This is a genomic window from Kribbella sp. NPDC056345 (genome assembly GCF_042262745.1).
Taxonomy (GTDB): Bacteria; Actinomycetota; Actinomycetes; order Propionibacteriales; family Kribbellaceae; genus Kribbella.
Genome location: NZ_JBHJQQ010000007.1, coordinates 434,939 through 454,759, shown reverse-complemented (window position 1 = coordinate 454,759; position 19,821 = coordinate 434,939). Strand labels below are relative to the sequence as shown.

The following is a 19,821-nucleotide window of genomic DNA, read 5'->3' as shown; positions in this document are numbered from 1 at the left end:
CAGTGGTGGCAATCTGCCCCGGGATGCCCCTGAATGCCCCACCATCTGCCCTCCCTCGGGAGGTGAAGTGTGGTGAGGCTTGTTCGTCATGACGATCCATGACGAACAAGCGGCGAGCCGGCTCGGCTCGGGTGGCGAGGGGCGGCTGGAGCTCGCGCGGGTGCGGGAGTTGCTGCGTCCGTACCTGCCGGAGCCGCCGGCGAAGGTGGCGGACATCGGAGGTGGCCCAGGGGTTCATGCCCAGGGGCTGATGGCGGACGGGTACGACGTGCGGATGCTGAATCCGGTCGCACCGAAGGTCGAGGACGAGGAGTTCGATGCGGCCTTCCTCTCCGGGTTGATGCACCAGCTGGTGCATGCGGCGGATCGGCGGGCCGCGTTGCGGGAAGCCATTCGGGTCACGAAATGCGGCGGGTTCGTGGCGGCGGTCGCCGTCAACCCGACCGCGAGCCGGCGGGCACACGCGGCGTACCACACGGTGGCGCAGCTGCGGTCCGAGCTCACCGGAGCCGGTCTGCGCGCCGTGTCGATCTACGGGCTGACCGTGGCCGGCGACTGGCTGAGCATCATGATCGACCGTCACTACAACGGACTGGCCCTACCGGACAGCGATCCGGTTCCGCTGGAGACCGCGCTTGAGTGTGCTCGGCTCGCTGACCGACAGCCGGACATGGTGCAGGCTAGTTCGCTGCTGTTCGGGGTCGGTCAGCGGGACTGAGGTCAGTCGATCGGGCGTAGTTCGTCGGCGTAGGAGACCGAGACTCGGCGGAGGACGTTGTCCTTCACCGAGTACTGGCCCATGCGCCACAGCGGGGGGCTGTAGGCGTGGACGGTGACGCTGCCCTTGTCGAGGCCGACCAGGCGGTGGATGTGGTCGGGGCCGAAGCCGTAGACGTCGCCGGCTACTACTTCGGTCTCGATCGACTCGGCGCCGATGGCGAGGTTGTGCTCGACGAGGCGGCCCTTGGCGACTGCGACGGCTCCTGAGGAGACGTCGTGGTCGTGCCAGCCGGTGTCGTTGACGGGGGTCCAGCAGATCAGCCAGACGTCGACGTTGGCGTCGCGGTGCAGCGAGGCGAAGACACGCTCGTCGTCGCTGTAGGCGACCTTGTCCTCCCACAGGTGCGGCTGGGCGGCGATGGACGACGCCAGCTCGGTCAGCTCCTGCGGGTCGAGGTCACGTCCTGGAAGGTCATCCAGCGACAGACAGTTGTTGAGATCCACTAGCCGGCTGGGCTGACGTGCCGGGACGACGGGTGCGTCGATGGGCTGAGCAGTCACTGCACTCCCCTCTCAGGAGATGGACGGCCGGCGCTGGGGTCTCCCCCGAACAGCAACCGGTTCGGATTGTCGTGGCGGATCACTGCGGTTGCAGCGGCGCCTTGGCGGAGGTCGGTGAGTCCGGCGTACGGCCGGTCGGTGCCATGCACGACCTGGTCGATACCGAGGACCCGCGCGACCGCGTCGATTCCCTGCGGGCCGTAGCTCGAGGTGTCGACGTACAGGTTGGTGTCGATGGTGCCGAGGCGGCCGCCGCGGGCGGTCAGCCGCTCGTGGTGCACGGGCGCGAGGCCGGCCGCGGCGGCGAAGCAGATCCGCAACCGCGGGAACTCACGACGCCCGCCGTACGCATGCCAGGCCCACCAAGCGGCCTGCAGCTGCTGGCTGTAGTCGACCACCGGAGCCCACCAGCCGGGTACGTCACCGGCCGGGGCAGCGATCCCCGGGTGCACGAGCACCGGCCGGTCCCAGCCCTCCGCAACCTCGAGCAACGACCCGTACGTCGACCAGCCGGCCGGCGTGGTCAGCACGTGCGCGGGGAGCTGGAAACCCAGGAACCCCTTGTCCAGAAGGGTTTTCGCCTCATCGAGATCCGGCTCGGGCAGTCGCACCGAGGCCCAGGCCCGGAAAGGCTCGGGCAGCCCGGCCGCGCCGGTGTGCCATGCGTCGAGCAGGGCGTCGTCGCCGAGCGACTCGATCCCGAGCGGGCTCGAGAGTGACACCGCCGCGAGGTCCGTGCCGAGCTCACGCTCGATCGCGACCCGGGCCTCGACGTCGTGCGCGGCCGGATCCACCTCGTACGGCGTCTCGGTCGCGGTGTGCAGCGTCCAGCCGTCCAGGTACGGCGGCTCGGTCCGGGCGCGGAGGCGGTCGACGAACTCGGCCGGCCAGAGGTGCTGGTGGATGTCGATCACAGCTCCCCCTCACCGGTTGCCGTTTGATCAAATTGAAGCGCTTCAGTACATGAAGAGTGAAGCGCTTCAAAGCCGCTCTTGTCAAGTTTCTGTCCGAGCCTCGGGCTAGGGTTCGGAGCATGTCTGGCACCGGCCGCAGGCCGACCCTCAAAGACATCGCGGCGGACACCGGCCTGTCGATGGCCGCTGTCTCTTACGCGTTGCGCGGTCTGCACGGCACCCCGGAGACCCGGCAGCGGGTCCAGGAGGCGGCCGAGCGGCTCGGCTACCAGGCCGACCCGGTGGCGCGCGCCCTGGCGTCGGGCCGGAGCGGCTCGATCGGCGTGCTGTGCGCGTCCCTGGAAGACCTCTGGCAGCAGCGCCTCGCGGCCGCGCTCGGCCGCGAGCTCCTCGCCCCGGACCGGAACGCGTGGATCATCGACTCCGCCGGCGACGCCGGCCGCCAGCTCGAGCTGGCCCAGCACCTGGTCGACCACCGCGCCGACGCGATCGTGGTGATCCCGATCGACCCGGCCGCGCCGGGCTGGTCCACGATCGCGGAGCAGGCCCCGGTGATCGCCATCGGCGACGCCCTGCCCGGCGCGAAGGCGAAGTCCGAGGTCGTCTTCGACAACGAGACGGGAGTCAGTACGGCGCTGCGCCGGCTGGCCGAGGCCGGTCACCGCGACGTCGCCGTACTGAGCCCGACCCTGCGTGCCGAGATCGAGCGCCCGGCCGAGGAGATCGCGCACCGGATCGCGGCCGGCCTCGATCTCCGGATCCGCGTCGTCCAGTGCCCGCACGACCTGCCCGGCGCCACCGACGTGGCCCGCACGCTGCTCACCAGCACCCCGCGCCCGACCGGCATCCTCGCGCTCGCCGACTCGATGGCCTTCGGTGTGTACGCCGCCAGTCGCGAGCTCGGCCTCCGCGTCCCGGCCGACCTCTCGCTCCTCGGCTACGACGACCAGCCGCTCTCCCAGCTGCTCACGCCACCCCTGTCCACCTTCCACTGGCCGCTCGACGACCTGGTCACCGACGTCGTCGCCCGCGTCACCGCCACGGTCGACACCAACCGCCGGGTCCGCCGCACCACCGTCGTACCGACCCTGATCGAGCGCGGCTCGGTCGGCGCTCCACCCACCTGAGCGCAGCGCCGACCGACCGCTCCCTGCATCCACCCGTCGAAACTAAACCAACCAACTAGACTTACTTGACCGGTCCCACTATGTGGATGCCGGCAACAGACACCGGCTGCCGGACGTCTCACCAGGCCCCACGCCAAGCAGGGAGCTGGTCGCATGAAGGTTCTGGTCGCCGGCGGCGCAGTCATGATCGTGGTCGTCGGCGTAGCGGCCGCTGCCGTCATGGGCAAGATCGGTCAACCGAGCGGTGCGGCGACCCCGCAGGCAGCTGCCGACAGCGCACTCCACGCGCTCGCGACGCAGGATGAGGACGGGTTGAACGCGCTCGCCGAGCGGAACCGGCACGGCCGCAAGGAGGCAGCCCGGCGGCTGATCGACAACTGCCGCGGGTCGGACTTCACCGGGGCGCGGTTCGCTTTCGACCCGAGTCCCGTCCCCTACATGATGTGGGGCACTGCCACTGTCCCCCGCGGCCAAGGCCAGTGCCGGGAGTTCACGCTCACGGTGAGGCAGCGGCAGAAGGGCTGGTTCCTCGAGCTGTCGACACCCCAGCCCGGCGGTCCTGAGCCCGCGGCGACCGACCGCTGAAACGCAACTGTGGCGGTCACCCGGGTGGGTGACCGCCACAGTCAGTGGTGCGGGACTACTACTGCTTGCCGAAGACCTGGATTTCGGTCATGTCGGTGTAGGCGCAGCCACCGAAGGGACCGGGGCAGGCGTTCGGGAAGTCCGGGACCTGCGGGCTCAGCATCACGAACCGCACGTACTGGACGCCGGTCGCGTTGCCGGTCGGGGTGAGGACGTTGTACTTGCCGCGGTTGGCGCCGGTGAAGGTGCCCTCCTGGGCGGTGGCCCAGGTGGTGCCGTCGGCCGAGGTCTCGATCCGGTACTGGCCGGTGGAGGCGCTGGCCGGGTCACCGCAGACGTTCGACGGGTCGACCTTGAACGAGTCGATGGTCACCTTCGACGGGAGCTTGATGTCGATGTGCTTGGGGATCATCACGTTGGTCGGCGTACCGGCGTCGTCACCGGTGGTGCTGCCCCAGCCGGTGCCCTGGGCGTTGTCGATCGCGCCACCCGGACCACAGGCGTAGTCGCTCAGGTCCGGACCGTTGAAGTCGGTGATCACACCGCCACCGGAGGCAGCTGCCCAGTTCCGGCGTACGGCGTAGGCGACCGAGGAACCGGCCTTGACGACGACCGGGTTGACGGCGAGCTCGTAGCCCGGGGAGGCCACGACGAGCTTCGGGTAGGTGCCCGGAGCAACCTTGGTGATGGCGAACTTGCCGGCGGCGTCGGTGGTCGCGGCGTAGTCACCCGCGTAGCCCGACGAGTGGCCACCGATGTAGACCAGCGCGCCCGGGATCGGCTTGCCGGAGTCCTTGTCGGTGATGGTGCCGGTCAGCGTGGTGGTCTTGCCCTTCGGTGGGACGTGGAAGTCCTCGGCCGGGAAGGCGTCGCCGGCGTCGATGGCACCGGCGTACCAGCCCATGCCGCGGTTGGCGAAGACCTGCCAGATGATGCCGGCGTTCTTGCCGCCCTTGGCGACCAGGTCGGCCTGCACGATCGCGTTGCGCATGTCGAGCATGGTCGGGTCGGACGGCGCCAGCTCCATCGCGCGGGTGATCAGGCTGAGGGCGTACCCACGGCCGAAGCGCTCCCGCAGGTCCCACAGCGACTGGGCCCAGAGCTCACCGGAGGCGTGCACCTGGGGTGCACCACCGATGGTCGGGAAGTCACCGTAGGTGTAGCCACCCTTCGAACCGTCGCGCCCGACGCAGTTCGGGCTGACTGCCTTGACGCGGCAGTCGATCGCCTGGGTGCGGAACAGCGCACCGTGCGAGACGTACTTGCCCTCCTGGACCTCGCCGGCCGCCGTGGTGTCCTTCTCCAGGCCGTGCGCAACCAGGTAGTCCATCGCGTAGAAGTCGCTCCACGCCTCGCCCATGGCGCCGGCCTGGATGCTGTTCAGCGTCGAGTTGCCGCCGGCGTCGACGACGAGGCGGTTCGACAGACCATGGGTGTACTCGTGGTACAGGATGCTGGCGTCGTTGGACGAGCTGCTCGGCACGTAGCCGCTCTGCTCGTCGCTCTCGCCCGGCGCGTGGAACAGGTACATCTGCATGGTCGGCGGGGTGCCGTCCGGCGGGGTGTTCATGTTCGCGTTGTCGACGTGGTTGGCGTCGGGGCCACCACCTGCGCCGGTCGCGGCACCGTCGAGGGCGTTCAGCAGGACCGGGTCGCCGCCCGCGGCGTCGAAGGAGCCGGCCGCCGGGGTGAAGCTGATCGGCGGCTTGGCCAGCCAGTCGTGGAAGTTGCTGGCCAGGTAGAAGCCGTTGGTGACGTCCTGGTTCATGTTCGACTTCCAGGAGTCCGGCTTGGCCGGGTCCCAGGTGCAGATGAACGAGGCCGAGCAGAACGACGAGGAGCTCTGGAACGGCACGATCTTGTGCTGACCGCCGGTCGCGGTACCCGGGACGGCGACCGTCTCGCCGGCGTTCGGCTGGTTGTCGTCGTTGACGTCGGCCCAGGCCGAAACAGAGGTGCCCTCGAGGAGCGTCTTGGCGTTCTTCGGCAGCCACTTGTTGTAGATCAGGTTCTCGACGCGTTGCGTGCCACCCTTGGCCGCGCCCGGGTAGTTGTCCTGGACCAGGGCGTCGCCGTGGCCTTCGCTGGACAGGTCGCGGCGGTACAGCAGGCCACCGGTCTGGGCGTCGATGACGTGGGTGTAGACCTTCTGGCCACCCGCGTTCACGTAGGTGAACCACGCCTTGCGCAGGCCGTCGGCGGTGTGGAACCACACCTGCTGGGCCTTGTCACCGTTGCTCCAGGTGACCTTGTTACCGGCCGTCTTCGCAGTGGCCGCGGCCGCCGTACCGGAGATGTCCTTGACCGCGGTCTCGCGGGCCTTGTCGGCGGAGACCGCCGGGGCGGCCGAGCGGGCCTGGGCGGCAGGCGTCAGGCCGGCGACCGGGGAGCCCATCACCGAGATCAGCTGGCCGTGCTTGGTGACGTTGGCCTTCAGGCCGTTGCTGAAGACCTCGATCCCGTCGACCACCTGGTTCCAGAAGATGTGGTGGGTGCCGAGGTCGTCGACGTAGTCCTTGCGGAGCTTCAGCGTGGCCAGGTCGGCGGAGCTGAGCTTGAAGACCTCCGGGTGCGCCTTCACGTAGGACAGGGCGATGTCCTGCGCCTTCCGGCCGCTGCGACCGGTCAGGAAGCCGTCCAGCTTCGTGACCTGGGCCGGAGTCCCGGTGTTCGCGTCGAGCTCGACGACGCCCTGGGTACCGAGCGAGTTGCGGAACTTCTCCGACGCGTCCGACTCCTTGCCGGCCACCTTGGCGGCCCGGGTGTAGGTCGTCTTCGCGTTCGGCGTCCGGGCGTCGTAGTTGCCCTTGCGCTCTTTGCTCTCGATGTGCTCGGACTTGGCGGCCTTGCCTTCACCGGGGCCGGACTGCGGGGCGGCCGTCGCGCCGCCGGCCATCGAAACGGCCAGCAGACTGACGGCAGAGACGGCGGAGATGGCAAGAAGCCCCTGCCGTCTGCGTGATGTGGTCACAGCGATACTCCAGAAAAGTCACCTGCGCGGATCGCCCTCCGCGACCCGTCCGCGCCTGACCTTAAGCGTGGATGCGGCACCGGGGAAGAGAACTCCCCGGAACGACACGGAGACGAGGGTTGTCCTTCGTGCTCGGCACATTACTAAAAGCGATGCCGAAAGGGACGCAGGCAAGCGGCCGGACCCCCATCGCGGTAGGGGCCCGGCCGCTTGTTCAGTGGGTAGTTAGAACGCGCCCGCTCCGTTCGGCGTACCCAGTCCGGTCGGCCCGTCCCAGCCGGTGCGGGCGTTGCACCACTGGGTGGTGGGGCAACTTCCGTTGCTCCCGCTGGTCACGTCGAACAGCGAGCCCGGGTGCGCGTAGGGCAGCGCGTTCGCGTAGCCGGCGGTGTTGCCGGACAGTGCGTAGACCGCGGCAATGATCGGCGCGGCCTCACTCGTCCCGCCGAACTGGGCCCAGGTCGACGCGGTCTTGCTGGTCGGGTAGTAGACCGCCATCCCGCCCTTGCCCGGATCGGCCGCGGCCGACACGTCGGCCATCGCCCGCTTCGCGCAGCCGGTACCGAACGACGCGGCCGCGCTCAACGCGGTGTTGTACGTCGAACATCCGGAGCCGGCGCCGTCCCACACGGTCTCGGTCCAGCCGCGCGTGTTGCTCGCGGCAACCAGCGACGTACCGCCGACAGCCGTTGTGTACGACGAGGATGCCGGGTAGCTGCCACCCTGGTAGCCGTCGTCACCGGTCGACGCGGTGACCGCGATCCCCGGGTGGTTGTAGTACGTGCCGTAGTCGCTGTCGGAGGCGTCGCCACCGCCGTAGCTGTTCGAGATCGCGACGACGCCGGCCTGCTTGGCAGCTGTCTGGACCGCCGTACCGAGGTCGGCGAAGCTGGCCGATTTGGCCTGTACGACGAGGATCTTCGCGTCCGGCGCGGCTGCCGAGACCGCGTCGACATCGAGTGCCTGCTCACCGGCCCAGCCGACGTTGAAGGTCGGCAGGGTGGTCCCGCCGGTCTGGTTGATGATCTTCAGGCAGCCGTTGGCCGTCGTACACGCGGACAGGCCGAACTGCGAGCGGTAGACGCCGAGGTCGCGTTCCAGGTTCGGGTAGCCGTACGCGTCGACGATCGCGACGGTCCGGCCGCCCGCGCTCAGCCCGTTCAGTTTGTAGGCGTCCCGCAGGCCGGTCGGGGTGAGACCGGTGGCCGGGGGTGCGGCCGTCGCGGGGGTGACGCCGTTGCTCGCGACCAGTTTGATCGCGTGGCAGCTCGCGGTGTGTTTGGCCTTGGTGGCCGAGCAGACCTGCGCCGCGTGCTTCCCGGCGGTGTAGGGGGTGATCGGGGCCGCGTAGGCCCCGGCAGGTGCGGTCAGTCCCGCGACGGCCAGTGCGCCGGCGCCCAGGGCGGTGACGAGAATCCGTTGCCTCAACAGAACTCCTCGGATGGGCAGGCCACCGCTGAAAATCCGGATCGGACGGGCGGTGACCGACAGTTGGATGGTGCTCGAAATCGTCCGCCCGGCAGCCGACCCGAAGCCAGCGATTACGCCTCTGACAAATGTCATGGACCGACCCGTGACACCCGAACCCGAAGACCCCGTTTTTCCGCGTGAGAACGGCGTTCTGCCTCATCGGGAAAACTCTGAAGGATTCCCCCCGACTTTCCGGACAATGGACGCATGTCACTCGTCGACCGGGCGCACGCCCTGCAGTCCGAAGCCCACGAACTCTTCGAACAGCTGGACCTCGGTACGGCGTTCCCGTGGCCACCGATCCTGATCGGCAGCGCGCTGTCCGGCCTGATGGTCGTGCGCGATCTCGACGTCATGTTCGATGCCCCGGAGGCCACCGGCCCCACGATCCTCAGCGGCCTCACCACGCTCGCGCAGCGGGTCGAGTTCGAGTCGATCGACTTCCGCGACGAGCGCGCGGACCGGCGACCGACCCCGGCGATCACCGACGAGCGGTACTACGCCGTGCTGCGGACAGCCACCTGGAAGATCGAGTTGACGTTCTGGCTGCACGTGATCGACCGGCCGCACGTGGAATTCGCGCACCGGGTAGCGGCGTGCACGGACGAGCAGCGCCGGACGATCCTGCGCCTCAAAGGTGCAGACATCGACAGCAGTGCCATCTACAACGCCGTACTGGATCTGTAGAAGAGTGCCGGCCGTCCGGCAACGCCACCGGACGGTCGGCACTCGCTTCAGAGGAGTCCGAGGGTTTCGGACTCGGTGTCGGTGAAGAGGCGGGAGCGGATCAGGAAGCGGACGCCTTCCGGCGCCTCGACCGAGAAGCCGCTGCCGCGCCCCTTCACGACGTCGACAGTGAGCTGCGTGTGTTTCCAGTACTCGTACTGATCGGCCGCCATCCAGAAGCCGATCGGCCGCTCGAGCCCCTCGACCATGAGGTCGCCGAGGAGCACATCGGCCGGACCGATCCGGAACTCGCCTTCCGGGAAACACATCGGCGAACTGCCGTCACAACACCCACCGGACTGATGGAACATCAGCGGCCCGTGGGTCTCGGTGAGCCGGCGAAGCCACTCCGCCGCCGACTCACTCAAGAGCACTTTGTCAACGACCACGATCAGAAGAACCCGAGCTTGTTCGGGCTGTAGCTGACCAGCAGGTTCTTGGTCTGCTGGTAGTGGTCGAGCATCATCTTGTGGTTCTCGCGGCCGATACCGGAGTTCTTGTAGCCGCCGAAGGCCGCGTGCGCCGGATAGGCGTGGTAGCAGTTCGTCCAGACGCGCCCGGCCTGGATCTCCCGGCCGGCCCGGTACGCCGTGTTGATGTCGCGCGACCAGACGCCGGCCCCGAGCCCGTACAAGGTGTCGTTGGCGATCTTCATCGCGTCGGCGTAGTCGTCGAACCGGGTCACCGAGACCACCGGCCCGAAGATCTCCTCCTGGAAGATCCGCATCTTGTTGTCGCCCTCGAAGATCGTCGGCTGGATGTAGTAGCCGCCGCTCAGGTCGCCGCCGAGCTCGGACCGCTCGCCACCGGTGATCACCTTGGCGCCCTCGGCCTTACCGATGTCGATGTAGGCGAGGATCTTCTCGTACTGGTCGTTACTCGCCTGCGCACCGATCATCGTGTCGGTGTCGAGCGGGTTGCCGGTCTTGATCGCCTGCGTGCGCGCGGTCGCGTCACCGAGGAACTGGTCGTAGATCGACGACTGGATCAGCGCCCGCGACGGGCAGGTGCAGACCTCGCCCTGGTTCAGGGCGAACATCGTGAACCCCTCGAGCGCCTTGTCGTAGAACTCGTCGCGCGCGTTCGCCACGTCGGCGAAGAAGATGTTGGGGCTCTTGCCACCGAGCTCCAGCGTCACCGGGATGATGTTGTCCGAGGCGTACTGCATGATCAGGCGACCGGTCGTGGTCTCACCAGTGAACGCGACCTTGGCAATTCGGTTGCTAGAGGCAAGCGGTTTGCCGGCCTCGACGCCGAAGCCGTTGACCACGTTGAGCACACCGGGCGGGATCAGGTCGGCGATCAGCTCGAGCAGCACATGGATCGAGGCCGGTGTCTGCTCGGCCGGTTTCAGCACGACGGCGTTGCCGGCGGCCAGCGCCGGAGCGAGCTTCCAGGTCGCCATCAGGATCGGGAAGTTCCACGGGATGATCTGCGCGACCACGCCGAGCGGCTCGTGGAAGTGGTAGGCGATCGTGTCGTCGTCGATCACCGAGACGGACCCCTCCTGAGCGCGCAACGCCCCGGCGAAGTAGCGGAAGTGATCGATCGCGAGCGGGATGTCGGCGGCCAGCGTCTCCCGCACGGCCTTGCCGTTGTCCCAGCTCTCGGCGACCGCGAGCAGTTCGAGGTTGGCCTCGATCCGGTCGGCGATCTTGTTCAGGATGTTGGCCCGTTCGGCCGGTGAGGTGCGGCCCCAGGCCGGTGCGGCACCGTGGGCGGCGTCGAGTGCGAGCTCGACGTCGTCCGCCGTACCGCGGGCGATCTCGGTGAAGTTCTCGCCGGTGACCGGTGACGGGTTCTCGAAGTACGCACCTTTGGCGGGTGCGACCCACTCACCACCGATGAAGTGTTCGTAGCGGGATTTGTAGGTGACCGGGCTGCCATCCTGCCCCGGAGCTGCGAAGATCGTCATAGGTCCTCCTCGGGATACCTGAGGCGGAATCTACGGAGGGCGACGTTGCACCGACGTTGCACGTGAGGTGAGGCGATGGACGCGGCGGACCAGGCACGCCGGTTGAGCGAGCTGTACGACGAGGTGCTCGGTGGCCACCGTGTGCCCGGAGCACCCCGCCGGCTGGTCGCGGAGTCGTGGCAGCGGTCGCTGGCGGCTGCGGTCGATCCCGAGCTGGACGCTCCCCCGGTGGTCGTCGACCCCGACGTACTCGAGGCGGTTCGGTCCAACCACCCGCTGCAGGCGGTGCTGCCGGTGCTGCGGCAAACGCTGACCACGATCGCCGACGAGGCGTCGCACATCATGATCATCACCGACGCCCAGGGGATGATCCTGTGGCGCGAAGGATCGGCCGCCGTACGGCGTCAGGCCGACCGGATCGCCTTGTCGGAGGGGGCAGTGTGGTCCGAGGACCAGATCGGCACCAACGGCATGGGCACGTCGCTCGCCGTCGGAAGGCCGGTGCAGATCCACTCGGCCGAGCACCTCGTCCGCCGGATCCACGAGTGGACCTGCGCGGCCGCCCCGGTGCACGACCCGGACACCGGCAAGCTGCTCGGTGCGGTCGACGTCTCCGGGCCTCTGCGCACTGTCCATCCCGCGATGGTGGCGCTGGTGACGGCGGCTGCTCAGCTCGCCGAGGGGCAGCTGCGGGTCCGGATGGCCGCATCCGACGAGATGCTGCGCGCTCGCAACATGCAGCACCTGGTCGCGCTCGGGGACTCACCGGGCGCGCTGCTCACCCCGACCGGCCGCGTGCTCGCCGTACAGCCGCTTGAATGGCTGCCGGACCGCCTGATCGTGCCGGCCGACACCGACCGGATCGACCTGGGCGACGGCCGCGAAGGCCTGATCGAGCAGCTCGACGAGGGCTACCTGCTCCGCATCCCCGGTACGCCGATCCGCCGTACCCGACCGTCGTTGCGGTTGAAGCTGCTCGGCGCCGGCCAGCCGCTCGCCGTCGTCGGCGGCCGCGAGATCGCGCTCACCTTGCGGCGGGCCGAAGTACTGACTCTTCTCCTCCTGCACCCGTCCGGGCTGACCGCCGAGCAGTTGATGCTCCAGCTGTACGGCGACGAGGGGAACCCGACGACTGTTCGCGCCGAGATGCACCGGCTGCGGAACCTGCTCGGAGGCGGGGTCCTCGACACGAAGCCCTACCGGATCATCGCCGACGTCACCGGCGACGTGACCGACGTACAGAAGGCGCTGCGCGGCGGCGATCTGCGGACCGCGCTCGACCTGTACACCGGCCCGCTGCTCACGCGCTCCGACGCTCCCGCCGTTCGTGCCGAGCGCGATGAGCTGGACGCGACCGTCCGGCGTAGCGTGCTCGACTCCGGCGATCCCGATCTGCTCTGGCACTTCTCCCAGACCGCGACCGGCGCCGAGGACCTGGAGATCTTCGAGGTCCTGAACACCGGCCTGCCCACCCACGACCCGCGCCGGGCCGCGGTGGCCGCCCGCCTCGAGCGTCTCGTCGACTAGGCAAGGGTGCCCTGTGTGGCACTAGTGAGACGGAACACGCTGGCGTGACGATTGCCGCATCACCATGACTCACCAGTAACCAACCAATAACATCGCTGGTATGCAGATCCTCGCCATCATCGTGTCGCTCGCGATCGCCTTGGTCGGCGTCGCGTTGTTCGGCAAGACGATCGGGCACATCGTGTCCGTCATCAAGCTGGGGCAGCCGGCACCTGGCCGCACCGACCAGCCGGGGCAGCGCAGCGTCACGCTGGCCAAGGAGACCCTCCTCCACACCCGGATGCTGCAGTGGAGCCACATCGGCGTCCTGCACTGGTTCGTCGCGTTCGGCTTCCTCGGGCTGGTGCTCAGCCTGGTGACGGCGTTCGGTCAGCTGTTCGACGCGCACTACGCGCTGCCGATCATCGGGCACTGGTTCGTCTTCGAGTGGCTCAGCGAGTTCCTGACCTGGACCGGTCTGGTCTCGATCATCGGCCTGATGGCGATCCGGCTGCGGCACCTGCCGAGTGGCTCCGAAGGCCGGTACAGCCGGTTCTTCGGCTCGCGGGCGTGGCAGGCGTACTACGTCGAGTACACGATCTTCGGCGTACTGGTCTGCATCGTGCTGCTGCGCGGCCTCGAGTACGCCCTCGGTGCGGGCAGCAAGTTCCACTTCCCGAGCACCTGGTTCGTCGGCGACGCGCTGTTCGGCGGACTGTCCGAGCACGCGCTCGAGAACACCGTCTACCTGGTCGCGATGATCAAGATCATCATCTCGTTCGCGTGGATGATCACCATCTCGCTGAACGCGACCATGGGCGTGGCCTGGCACCGCTTCACCGCCTGGCCGAACATCTGGTTCAAGCGCAACGCCGACGGCGGTACGGCGCTCGGTGCGCTGCAGCCGATCATGGTCAAGGGCGAGCCGATCGACTTCGAGAACATCGACGAGCTCGACGAGGACGCGGCGCTCGGGGTCGGCAAGGTCGAGGATTTCACCTGGAAGGGCCTGCTCGACTTCACCACCTGCACCGAGTGCGGTCGCTGCCAGTCCCAGTGCCCGGCCTGGAACACCGAGAAGCCGCTGTCGCCGAAGCTGATCATGATGGGCCTGCGCGAGCACGCCTACGCGAAGGCGCCGTACCTGCTGGCTGCCGAGGACGACCGCAAGTCGCTGTCGCAGCTGGTGCTCGACGAGCAGGAGAAGCCGCTAGTCGGTCCGGCCGATGTCGCGGTCATCGACGAAGAGGCGCTCTGGGCCTGTACGTCGTGCGGCGCCTGCGTGCAGCAGTGCCCGGTCGACATCGAGCACGTCGACGCGATCATGGACATGCGCCGCTACCAGGTGCTGATCGAGTCGTCGTTCCCGTCCGAGCTCAACGGGCTGTTCAAGGGCCTGGAGAACAAGGGCAACCCGTGGAACATGAGCCCGTCCGGCCGGATGGACTGGGCCAAGGACCTGCCGTTCGAGGTCAAGCAGGTCGGGACCGACGTCGAGACGCTGGCCGAGGTCGAGTACCTGTTCTGGGTCGGTTGCGCCGGTGCCTACGAGGACCGCGCGAAGAAGACCACGCAGGCCGTGGCCGAGCTGCTCAACATCGCCGGCGTGACGTTCGCCGTACTGGGTGATGGTGAGACCTGCACCGGTGACCCGGCTCGGCGGTCCGGTAACGAGTTCGTCTTCCAGCAGCTGGCGATGCAGAACGCGGAGGTCTTCAAGGAGACCGGCGCGAAGAAGGTCGTCTCCACCTGCGCGCACTGCTTCAACACCTTGAAGAACGAGTACTCCCAGCTCGGTGTCGAGCTCGACGTCATCCACCACACCCAGCTGCTCAACCGGCTGGTCCGCGAGGGCAAGCTGACCCCGGTCGCCCCGGCCGACAGCACACTCAACGGCCAGAAGATCACCTACCACGACCCGTGCTACCTGGGCCGGCACAACCAGGTGTACGACGCTCCGCGCGAGCTGCTCGACATCATCCCCGGCGCCGAGTACGCCGAGATGCCGCGGAACAAGACCAAGTCGTTCTGCTGTGGTGCCGGCGGTGCCCGGATGTGGATGGAAGAGAAGATCGGCAGCCGGATCAACGTCAACCGCACCACCGAGGCCGTCGAGACCGGCGCCGACAAGATCGCCACCGGCTGCCCGTTCTGCCGGGTGATGCTGTCCGACGGCCTCACCGCCAAGCAGGCCGACGGCTCGGCCCGCGAAGAGGTGGAGGTTCAGGACGTCGCCCAGCTCCTGCTCGCCTCCGTCAAGCGGGGCTGATTGCAGCAACGTGCAATTCCCTTCCTCCTCAGGTGGTCCAGACCATAAGATCCAGGGTCCTGTATCACCTGGGGAGGAAATGCATCATGAAGTTCCGTGCCGCCGTCGCCACGGTCACCGTCGTACCCCTGGCCCTCGGCCTGGCCGCCTGCGGAGGCAACGACAAGCCCGCAGCAGCCCCGCCCGCGCCAGTCTCGGTACCCACCACCGCTGAGCCGCAGAAGGCCGTCAGCACCCCGCCGCCCGCGGTCACCCGCCTCAACCGCGTCACCTTCGTCCCGGCGATGAACACCGCCATGACGAAGGCTCGGTCGTGGAAGATCACCGGCGTCATGAAGGCCGGTGGCGAGCCGCTGATGACGATCTCCGGTGTCCAGTCCGCCAAGCCGTTCGCGATGTCGCTGCAGATGTCCGGCGCCGCCTTCGAGGGCAAGACCGCCAAGGTCGTGGTCAGCAAGGGCACCGGCTACGCGTCCATCCCGGGCGCCACCCCGGCCGGCAAGTACGTCAAGTTCAAGCTCGGCCAGATCGCCGAGCTGGACGAACTGCTCGACGGCGGCGACCCGACCAAGATCTTCAAGTCCTTCGACAAGAGCATGGCGAGCGTGAAGTTCGTCGGCGAGGAGACCGTCGCCGGCGAGAAGCTCGAGCGCTACGCCGTCTCGGTCAACACTGCCAAGGCCCTCAAGGCCCAGGGCAAGAAGATCCCCAAGGGCGTTCCGGCGACCATCACCTACTCGATGTGGATGGACAAGTCGCACCTCGTCCGCAAGGTCTCCTTCGACCTCGGCGGCGTCTCCATGGTGATGACCATGTCCGACTACAACAAGCCGGTCAGCATCACCGCCCCGCCGGCCGGCAAGATCGTCCGCTAGCCATGAAGTTCCGTGCCACGGCCGTCGTCGTACCCCTGGCCCTCGGCCTGGCCGCCTGCGGAGCCAACGACAAGCCCCCCGCCGCTGGCCCGGCCACGCTCCCCGGGCTGACCGCCGAGCCGCAGAAGGCTGTCAGTACTCCGCCGTCCGTGGTCCGCCTGAACCGCGTCACCTTCGTCCCGGCGATGAACACCGCGATGACGAAGCAGAAGTCCTGGCGCACGTTCGCCACGATGAAGGGCGGCGGCCAGACGCTCATGACGATCCGGGGCGCCCAGACCTTCAAGCCGGCGGCGATGTCGATGGAGATGACCGGCGCGGCTTTCAAGGGCAAGACGGCCACGATGATCATCAGCAAAGGCATCGGCTACGCATCGATCCCCGGTGCGACGCCGGCCGGGAAGTTCGTCACGTTCAGGTCCGGCCAGATCGCCCAGCTCGATCAACTGCTCGAGAGCGGCGACCCGACCAAGGCGTTCAAGTCGTTCGACAAGAGCCTGGTCAGCATCAAGTTCGTCGGTGAGGACACCATCGTCGGCGAGAAGATGGAGCAGTACGAGGTCAACCTGGACGCAGCAAAGGCGTACGCCGCCAAGGGTCAGAAGATGCCGAAGGGTGTGCCGGCGGTCATCCCCTACACGATGTGGATGGACAAGTCGCACATGGTGCGCCGGATGGAGTTCGAGGTCAGCGGCGTCTCCATGGTGATGACGTTGTCCAACTTCAACAAGCCGGTGACGATCACCCCTCCGCCTGCGAGCAAGATCGTCGGCTGAGTCCGGATTCGGTCATTTCACGCCGATGTGTGAGAACTTCTCGTAACGTGACGTTAGGCGGGTAGAAACCTACCTGCCGTGGAAGGTGTCACCGGCGGATGATCGGGTGGGTTGGTGCCGATGAGCGTGCGTGTGGGTAGTACTCGACGAGGCTTTCTGACCGTGACCGGAGCCGCGGCTGCGCTGGCGCTGTCCGGCGACCTGCCCGGGGTGGGGCGGGCGCTGGCCGGGGCGACCGGTCGCGGCGACCGGCGGGATCCGTTCACGCTGGGGGTGGCGTCCGGGGATCCGTTGCCGGATGCGGTGGTGATCTGGACCCGGCTCGCGCCGGATCCGCTGACCCCGTTCGGCGGGATGAATCGTCGTCCGGTGGAGGTCGGCTGGCAGGTCGCCGAGGATCCGCGGTTCCGGCGGATCGTCCGGCAGGGCACGACCCAGGCCCGGCCGGAGGCGAGTCATTCGGTGCATGTCGATGTCCGCGGGCTGCGTCCGTGGCGGGAGTACTGGTACCGCTTCCGCGTGAACGGGCAGCTCAGCCCGGTCGGCCGGACGCGGACCGCGCCGGCGGCAAACGCGATCGTCGACGAGATGTCGCTGGCCTTCGCGTCCTGCCAGGCGTGGTGGGAGGGCTGGTACACGGCGTACGCCGACATGGCTCGGCGCGAGCACGACGTGGTGTTCTTCCTCGGCGACTACATCTACGAATTCGGTATCGACCGTGGCATCCGGCCGCACTCGAACGAGCCCTGGATGACCCAGCAGACGGTCACCCTGGACGAGTACCGCGTCCGCTACGCGTCGTACAAAATGGACGCCGATCTCCAGGCGGCGCACGCGTCCGCGCCCTGGGTGGTCACACTCGACGACCACGAGGTGGTCGACAACTGGGCCGACGAGGCACATCCGAGCGCTCCGCCCGCGCAGTTCCTGGTACGGCGCGCGAACGCGTTCCGCGCGTACTGGGAACACATGCCGCTGCGGCTCGCGCAGTTGCCTAAGGGCCCGGACATGCAGCTCTACCGGCGGATCAAATACGGCCGGCTGGCGGAGTTCAGCGTCCTCGACACCCGGCAGTACCGCTCGGATCAGGCGTACGGCGACGGGTCGAAGGCACCCGGCCCGGAAACCAAGGATCCGGCCCGCTCGATCACCGGGGACACTCAGGAGAAGTGGCTGCTCGACGGCTGGGCGTCCTCACCCGCGCGCTGGAACGTGCTCGCGCAGCAGAACGCACTGGCCCGGCTCGACGTGAAGGAAGGCCCGGAGGTCCTGGTCCCGATGGACACCTGGGACGGCTACGAAGCGTCCCGCAACCGCATCCTCGGCGCCGCCTACCAGCGCAAGCTCCGCAACCTGGTCTCGATCGGCGGCGACCTGCACCGCAGCGTGGCGTCCGACCTCAAACTGGACTTCGCGAACCCCGACTCACCGACCGTCGGCACCGAGTTCGTCGGTACGTCGATCTCGTCCGCGATGGACGGGATGGACCTCGACCCGGGCGGCGTGACGCTGCTCAAGGAGAACCCGCACATCAAGTTCGGCAACTTCCAGCGCGGTTACGTCAGTTGCAGCGTCACCCCGCAACGCTGGATCTCCGACTTCCGCGTGGTCGACAAGGTCAGCATCCCGAACGGCACCGTCAGCACCCGCGCCAAGCTCCTCGTCGAGGACGGCCGCCCGGGTATCCAGACCCTCTGAGGAGACAGCGATGACGATTCGATGGCAATCGGCCGTCGCCCTCGGGACGGCGGTCGCGGCGGCGATTGCGTTGCCCCAGGCAACCAACGGCACGCCGCCGCGGTCCGGCGTCCAGGTGTCGGTGCAACCCGCGCAGCTGAGCGTCGTCGGCCTGCCCTGCTTTCCGGGCAACCTGACGCTCACCATGACGAACACCACCACCGAGGACCGGTACGCCGACCTGACGCTGAATCCCCGTGGTCCGCTGCAACTGTCCCGCGAACTGTTCTCGTCCTGGCTCCCGGCCGTCGACCCCGACCAGCCGGTCTCCGCGCCGGTCGAGGTCCGGGTGCCGCGCGACACCCAGCCCGGCAAGTACTCGGTCGACCTCGAGGTCGACCGGTCCAAGGTGACGGTGCCGGTGACCGTGAATCCGTTGCCACCAAAGGGTCCTGGCAGCAACGTGGCCCTCGGCGAACAGGCGACCGCCTCGTCGACGCACGGCAACTTCGCCGTCTGCGGCGGAGTCGACGGCGACCACGACTCCGAACACTGGGACACGCTGACCGGCTGGAACGACGGGACGCGCGCGGCGTTCCCCGACAACTACGCCGTCACCCTGGCCGCGCCGACCACGATCAACCGCGTCGAGCTCTACACCCTCGACTCGGTGAAGTACCCGGCCGCGACCAACGGCCTGCGCGACTGGGACGTCCAGGTCCGCAGCGGCACCGGCGACTGGCAGACCGTGGCCCAGGTCCGCGGAAACACCCTCGGCCACGTCGTGTCGACGTTCGATCCGGTCCAGGCGGACGCCGTACGCATCCTCTGCCTGGCCGGCAACGGCAACACCTACTCCCGGATCGTCGAACTCGAGGTCTACGGCAGCTGACCGCTGCGTCAGTGCAGGTAGGAAGCGCCGTTGAAGTCGAGGACGGCGCCGGAGGACCAGCCGGCCGGGGATGAGGCGAGCCAGTGGATGGCTGCGGCCACCTCCTCGGCGGTGGCCGTTCGACCGAAGGGGCTCTGCGCCCGGATCGCGTCGCCGCCGGGACCGTCCAGCATGCCAGCGGTCAGGTCGGTGGCGATGAATCCGGGCGCGATTGACGTCACGGTGATGTCATGTGGCGCCAAGGAGACGGCAAGCGACTGGCCCATCGCGTGCAATCCGGCCTTGGCGGCCCCGTACGCCGGTACGTCCGGCTCACCGCGGTAGGCGCCGCGCGACCCCACATTGACGATCGCACCCCGCCGTACGCCGTCTGCCGGCTCGATGTCGAGCATCTGGCGAGCCACACACCACGTCACGTGCGCCGCCCCTTCCAAGTTGACCGCGAGAGTGCGTCGCCAAGCCGCGACCCACTCGTCGTACGGCGTCTCTGCCAGCGGGTGCCCGATCCGCCGCGACCCGGCCACCGGCTCCTCGACGTACAGCGCGGCGTTGTTCACCAGTACGTCGATGCGGCCCAGCAGGCGGGCTGATTCCTCAACCAGGGAAGGGATTGCGGCCGAATCACCGAGGTCGGCCGTGACCACCGCGTGCCCGTCGCCAGGCAGACTCGCGCGAACCTCCTCGGCACGTTCGACCGCGCCGCGACAGTGCAGCACCACCCGGTCGCCGCCTTGCGCGAACGCCAGGGCTGTGGCGGCTCCGACCCCGCGCGATGCGCCGGTCACGAGTACTCCTCTGGACACGTCTCCTCCATGGGTTTGGTGTCACCCATTCTGC

At 68.2% G+C, this 19,821-nt stretch carries 17 protein-coding genes; 10 read left to right on the top strand and 7 right to left on the bottom strand.

From position 1 onward, the window contains the following. Nucleotides 1-88: 88 nt before the first annotated feature. The gene (locus ACFCV3_RS26405; protein ID WP_376034143.1) at nt 89-718 is read left to right on the top strand and encodes a class I SAM-dependent methyltransferase; all 630 of its coding nucleotides are present in this window, start codon (nt 89-91) and stop codon (nt 716-718) included. Nucleotides 719-720: 2 nt separating this feature from the next. Here ACFCV3_RS26405 and ACFCV3_RS26400 read toward each other — a convergent pair whose 3' ends face one another. Together ACFCV3_RS26400 and ACFCV3_RS26395 are read right to left on the bottom strand one after the other, a co-directional pair. Further along, nucleotides 721-1,281 carry a cysteine dioxygenase family protein gene (locus ACFCV3_RS26400; RefSeq protein WP_376034141.1) on the bottom strand — a complete coding sequence of 187 codons (561 nt, stop codon included), beginning with the start codon at nt 1,279-1,281 and terminating at the stop codon, nt 721-723. Next, complete coding sequence (locus ACFCV3_RS26395) at nt 1,278-2,195, bottom strand: amidohydrolase family protein (RefSeq protein ID WP_376034139.1); 918 nt, start codon at nt 2,193-2,195, stop codon at nt 1,278-1,280. The genes ACFCV3_RS26400 and ACFCV3_RS26395 overlap by 4 nt, the downstream gene beginning before the upstream one ends. Before the next feature lie 119 nt (nt 2,196-2,314). Here ACFCV3_RS26395 and ACFCV3_RS26390 point away from each other — a divergent pair, with 119 nt between their 5' ends. Continuing rightward, on the top strand, nt 2,315-3,322 hold the full coding sequence (locus ACFCV3_RS26390; RefSeq protein ID WP_376034137.1) for a LacI family DNA-binding transcriptional regulator: 1,008 nt from the start codon (nt 2,315-2,317) through the stop codon (nt 3,320-3,322). A gap of 153 nt (nt 3,323-3,475) precedes the next feature. Continuing rightward, entirely contained in the window at nt 3,476-3,907 is a 432-nt protein-coding gene (locus ACFCV3_RS26385) for a hypothetical protein (protein ID WP_376034135.1), read from the top strand. 58 nt (nt 3,908-3,965) lie between these two features. Here the strand turns inward: ACFCV3_RS26385 and ACFCV3_RS26380 are convergent, their stop codons facing one another. Further along, nucleotides 3,966-6,878: a M36 family metallopeptidase gene (locus ACFCV3_RS26380; protein ID WP_376034134.1), complete on the bottom strand. Its 2,913-nt coding sequence runs from the start codon at nt 6,876-6,878 to the stop codon at nt 3,966-3,968. 225 nt (nt 6,879-7,103) lie between these two features. After that, complete coding sequence (locus ACFCV3_RS26375; protein WP_376034132.1) at nt 7,104-8,306, bottom strand: hypothetical protein; 1,203 nt, start codon at nt 8,304-8,306, stop codon at nt 7,104-7,106. A 249-nt stretch (nt 8,307-8,555) separates the two neighbouring features. Between ACFCV3_RS26375 and ACFCV3_RS26370 the strand changes: the two genes are divergently transcribed. Next, complete coding sequence (locus ACFCV3_RS26370) at nt 8,556-9,035, top strand: hypothetical protein (protein WP_376034130.1); 480 nt, start codon at nt 8,556-8,558, stop codon at nt 9,033-9,035. 47 nt (nt 9,036-9,082) lie between these two features. Here ACFCV3_RS26370 and ACFCV3_RS26365 read toward each other — a convergent pair whose 3' ends face one another. Both ACFCV3_RS26365 and adh read right to left on the bottom strand, forming a co-directional pair. Continuing rightward, nucleotides 9,083-9,448, bottom strand: a complete 366-nt coding sequence (locus ACFCV3_RS26365) for a DUF779 domain-containing protein (protein WP_376034232.1) — start codon at nt 9,446-9,448, stop codon at nt 9,083-9,085. Nucleotides 9,449-9,465: 17 nt separating this feature from the next. Then, a complete protein-coding gene (adh, locus tag ACFCV3_RS26360; protein WP_376034128.1) occupies nt 9,466-10,989 on the bottom strand; it encodes an aldehyde dehydrogenase in 1,524 nt (507 codons plus the stop codon). A 75-nt stretch (nt 10,990-11,064) separates the two neighbouring features. Here adh and ACFCV3_RS26355 point away from each other — a divergent pair, with 75 nt between their 5' ends. The 6 genes from ACFCV3_RS26355 (at nt 11,065) to ACFCV3_RS26330 (ending at nt 18,984) form a co-directional block, all read left to right on the top strand. Further along, entirely contained in the window at nt 11,065-12,516 is a 1,452-nt protein-coding gene (locus ACFCV3_RS26355; RefSeq protein ID WP_376034126.1) for a GAF domain-containing protein, read from the top strand. Between the two features lie 100 nt (nt 12,517-12,616). After that, a complete protein-coding gene (locus ACFCV3_RS26350) occupies nt 12,617-14,764 on the top strand; it encodes a (Fe-S)-binding protein (protein ID WP_376034124.1) in 2,148 nt (715 codons plus the stop codon). Nucleotides 14,765-14,850: 86 nt separating this feature from the next. Then, nucleotides 14,851-15,639 (top strand): hypothetical protein, encoded by a 789-nt coding sequence (locus ACFCV3_RS26345; protein WP_376034122.1) that lies wholly within the window; start codon nt 14,851-14,853, stop codon nt 15,637-15,639. Nucleotides 15,640-15,641: 2 nt separating this feature from the next. Next, nucleotides 15,642-16,415 carry a hypothetical protein gene (locus ACFCV3_RS26340; protein WP_376034121.1) on the top strand — a complete coding sequence of 258 codons (774 nt, stop codon included), beginning with the start codon at nt 15,642-15,644 and terminating at the stop codon, nt 16,413-16,415. 120 nt (nt 16,416-16,535) lie between these two features. Continuing rightward, nucleotides 16,536-18,113: an alkaline phosphatase D family protein gene (locus tag ACFCV3_RS26335; RefSeq protein ID WP_376034119.1), complete on the top strand. Its 1,578-nt coding sequence runs from the start codon at nt 16,536-16,538 to the stop codon at nt 18,111-18,113. 10 nt (nt 18,114-18,123) lie between these two features. Then, on the top strand, nt 18,124-18,984 hold the full coding sequence (locus ACFCV3_RS26330) for a hypothetical protein (protein WP_376034117.1): 861 nt from the start codon (nt 18,124-18,126) through the stop codon (nt 18,982-18,984). A gap of 8 nt (nt 18,985-18,992) precedes the next feature. Here ACFCV3_RS26330 and ACFCV3_RS26325 read toward each other — a convergent pair whose 3' ends face one another. Next, entirely contained in the window at nt 18,993-19,769 is a 777-nt protein-coding gene (locus tag ACFCV3_RS26325) for an SDR family NAD(P)-dependent oxidoreductase (RefSeq protein WP_376034115.1), read from the bottom strand. Nucleotides 19,770-19,821: the final 52 nt, after the last annotated feature.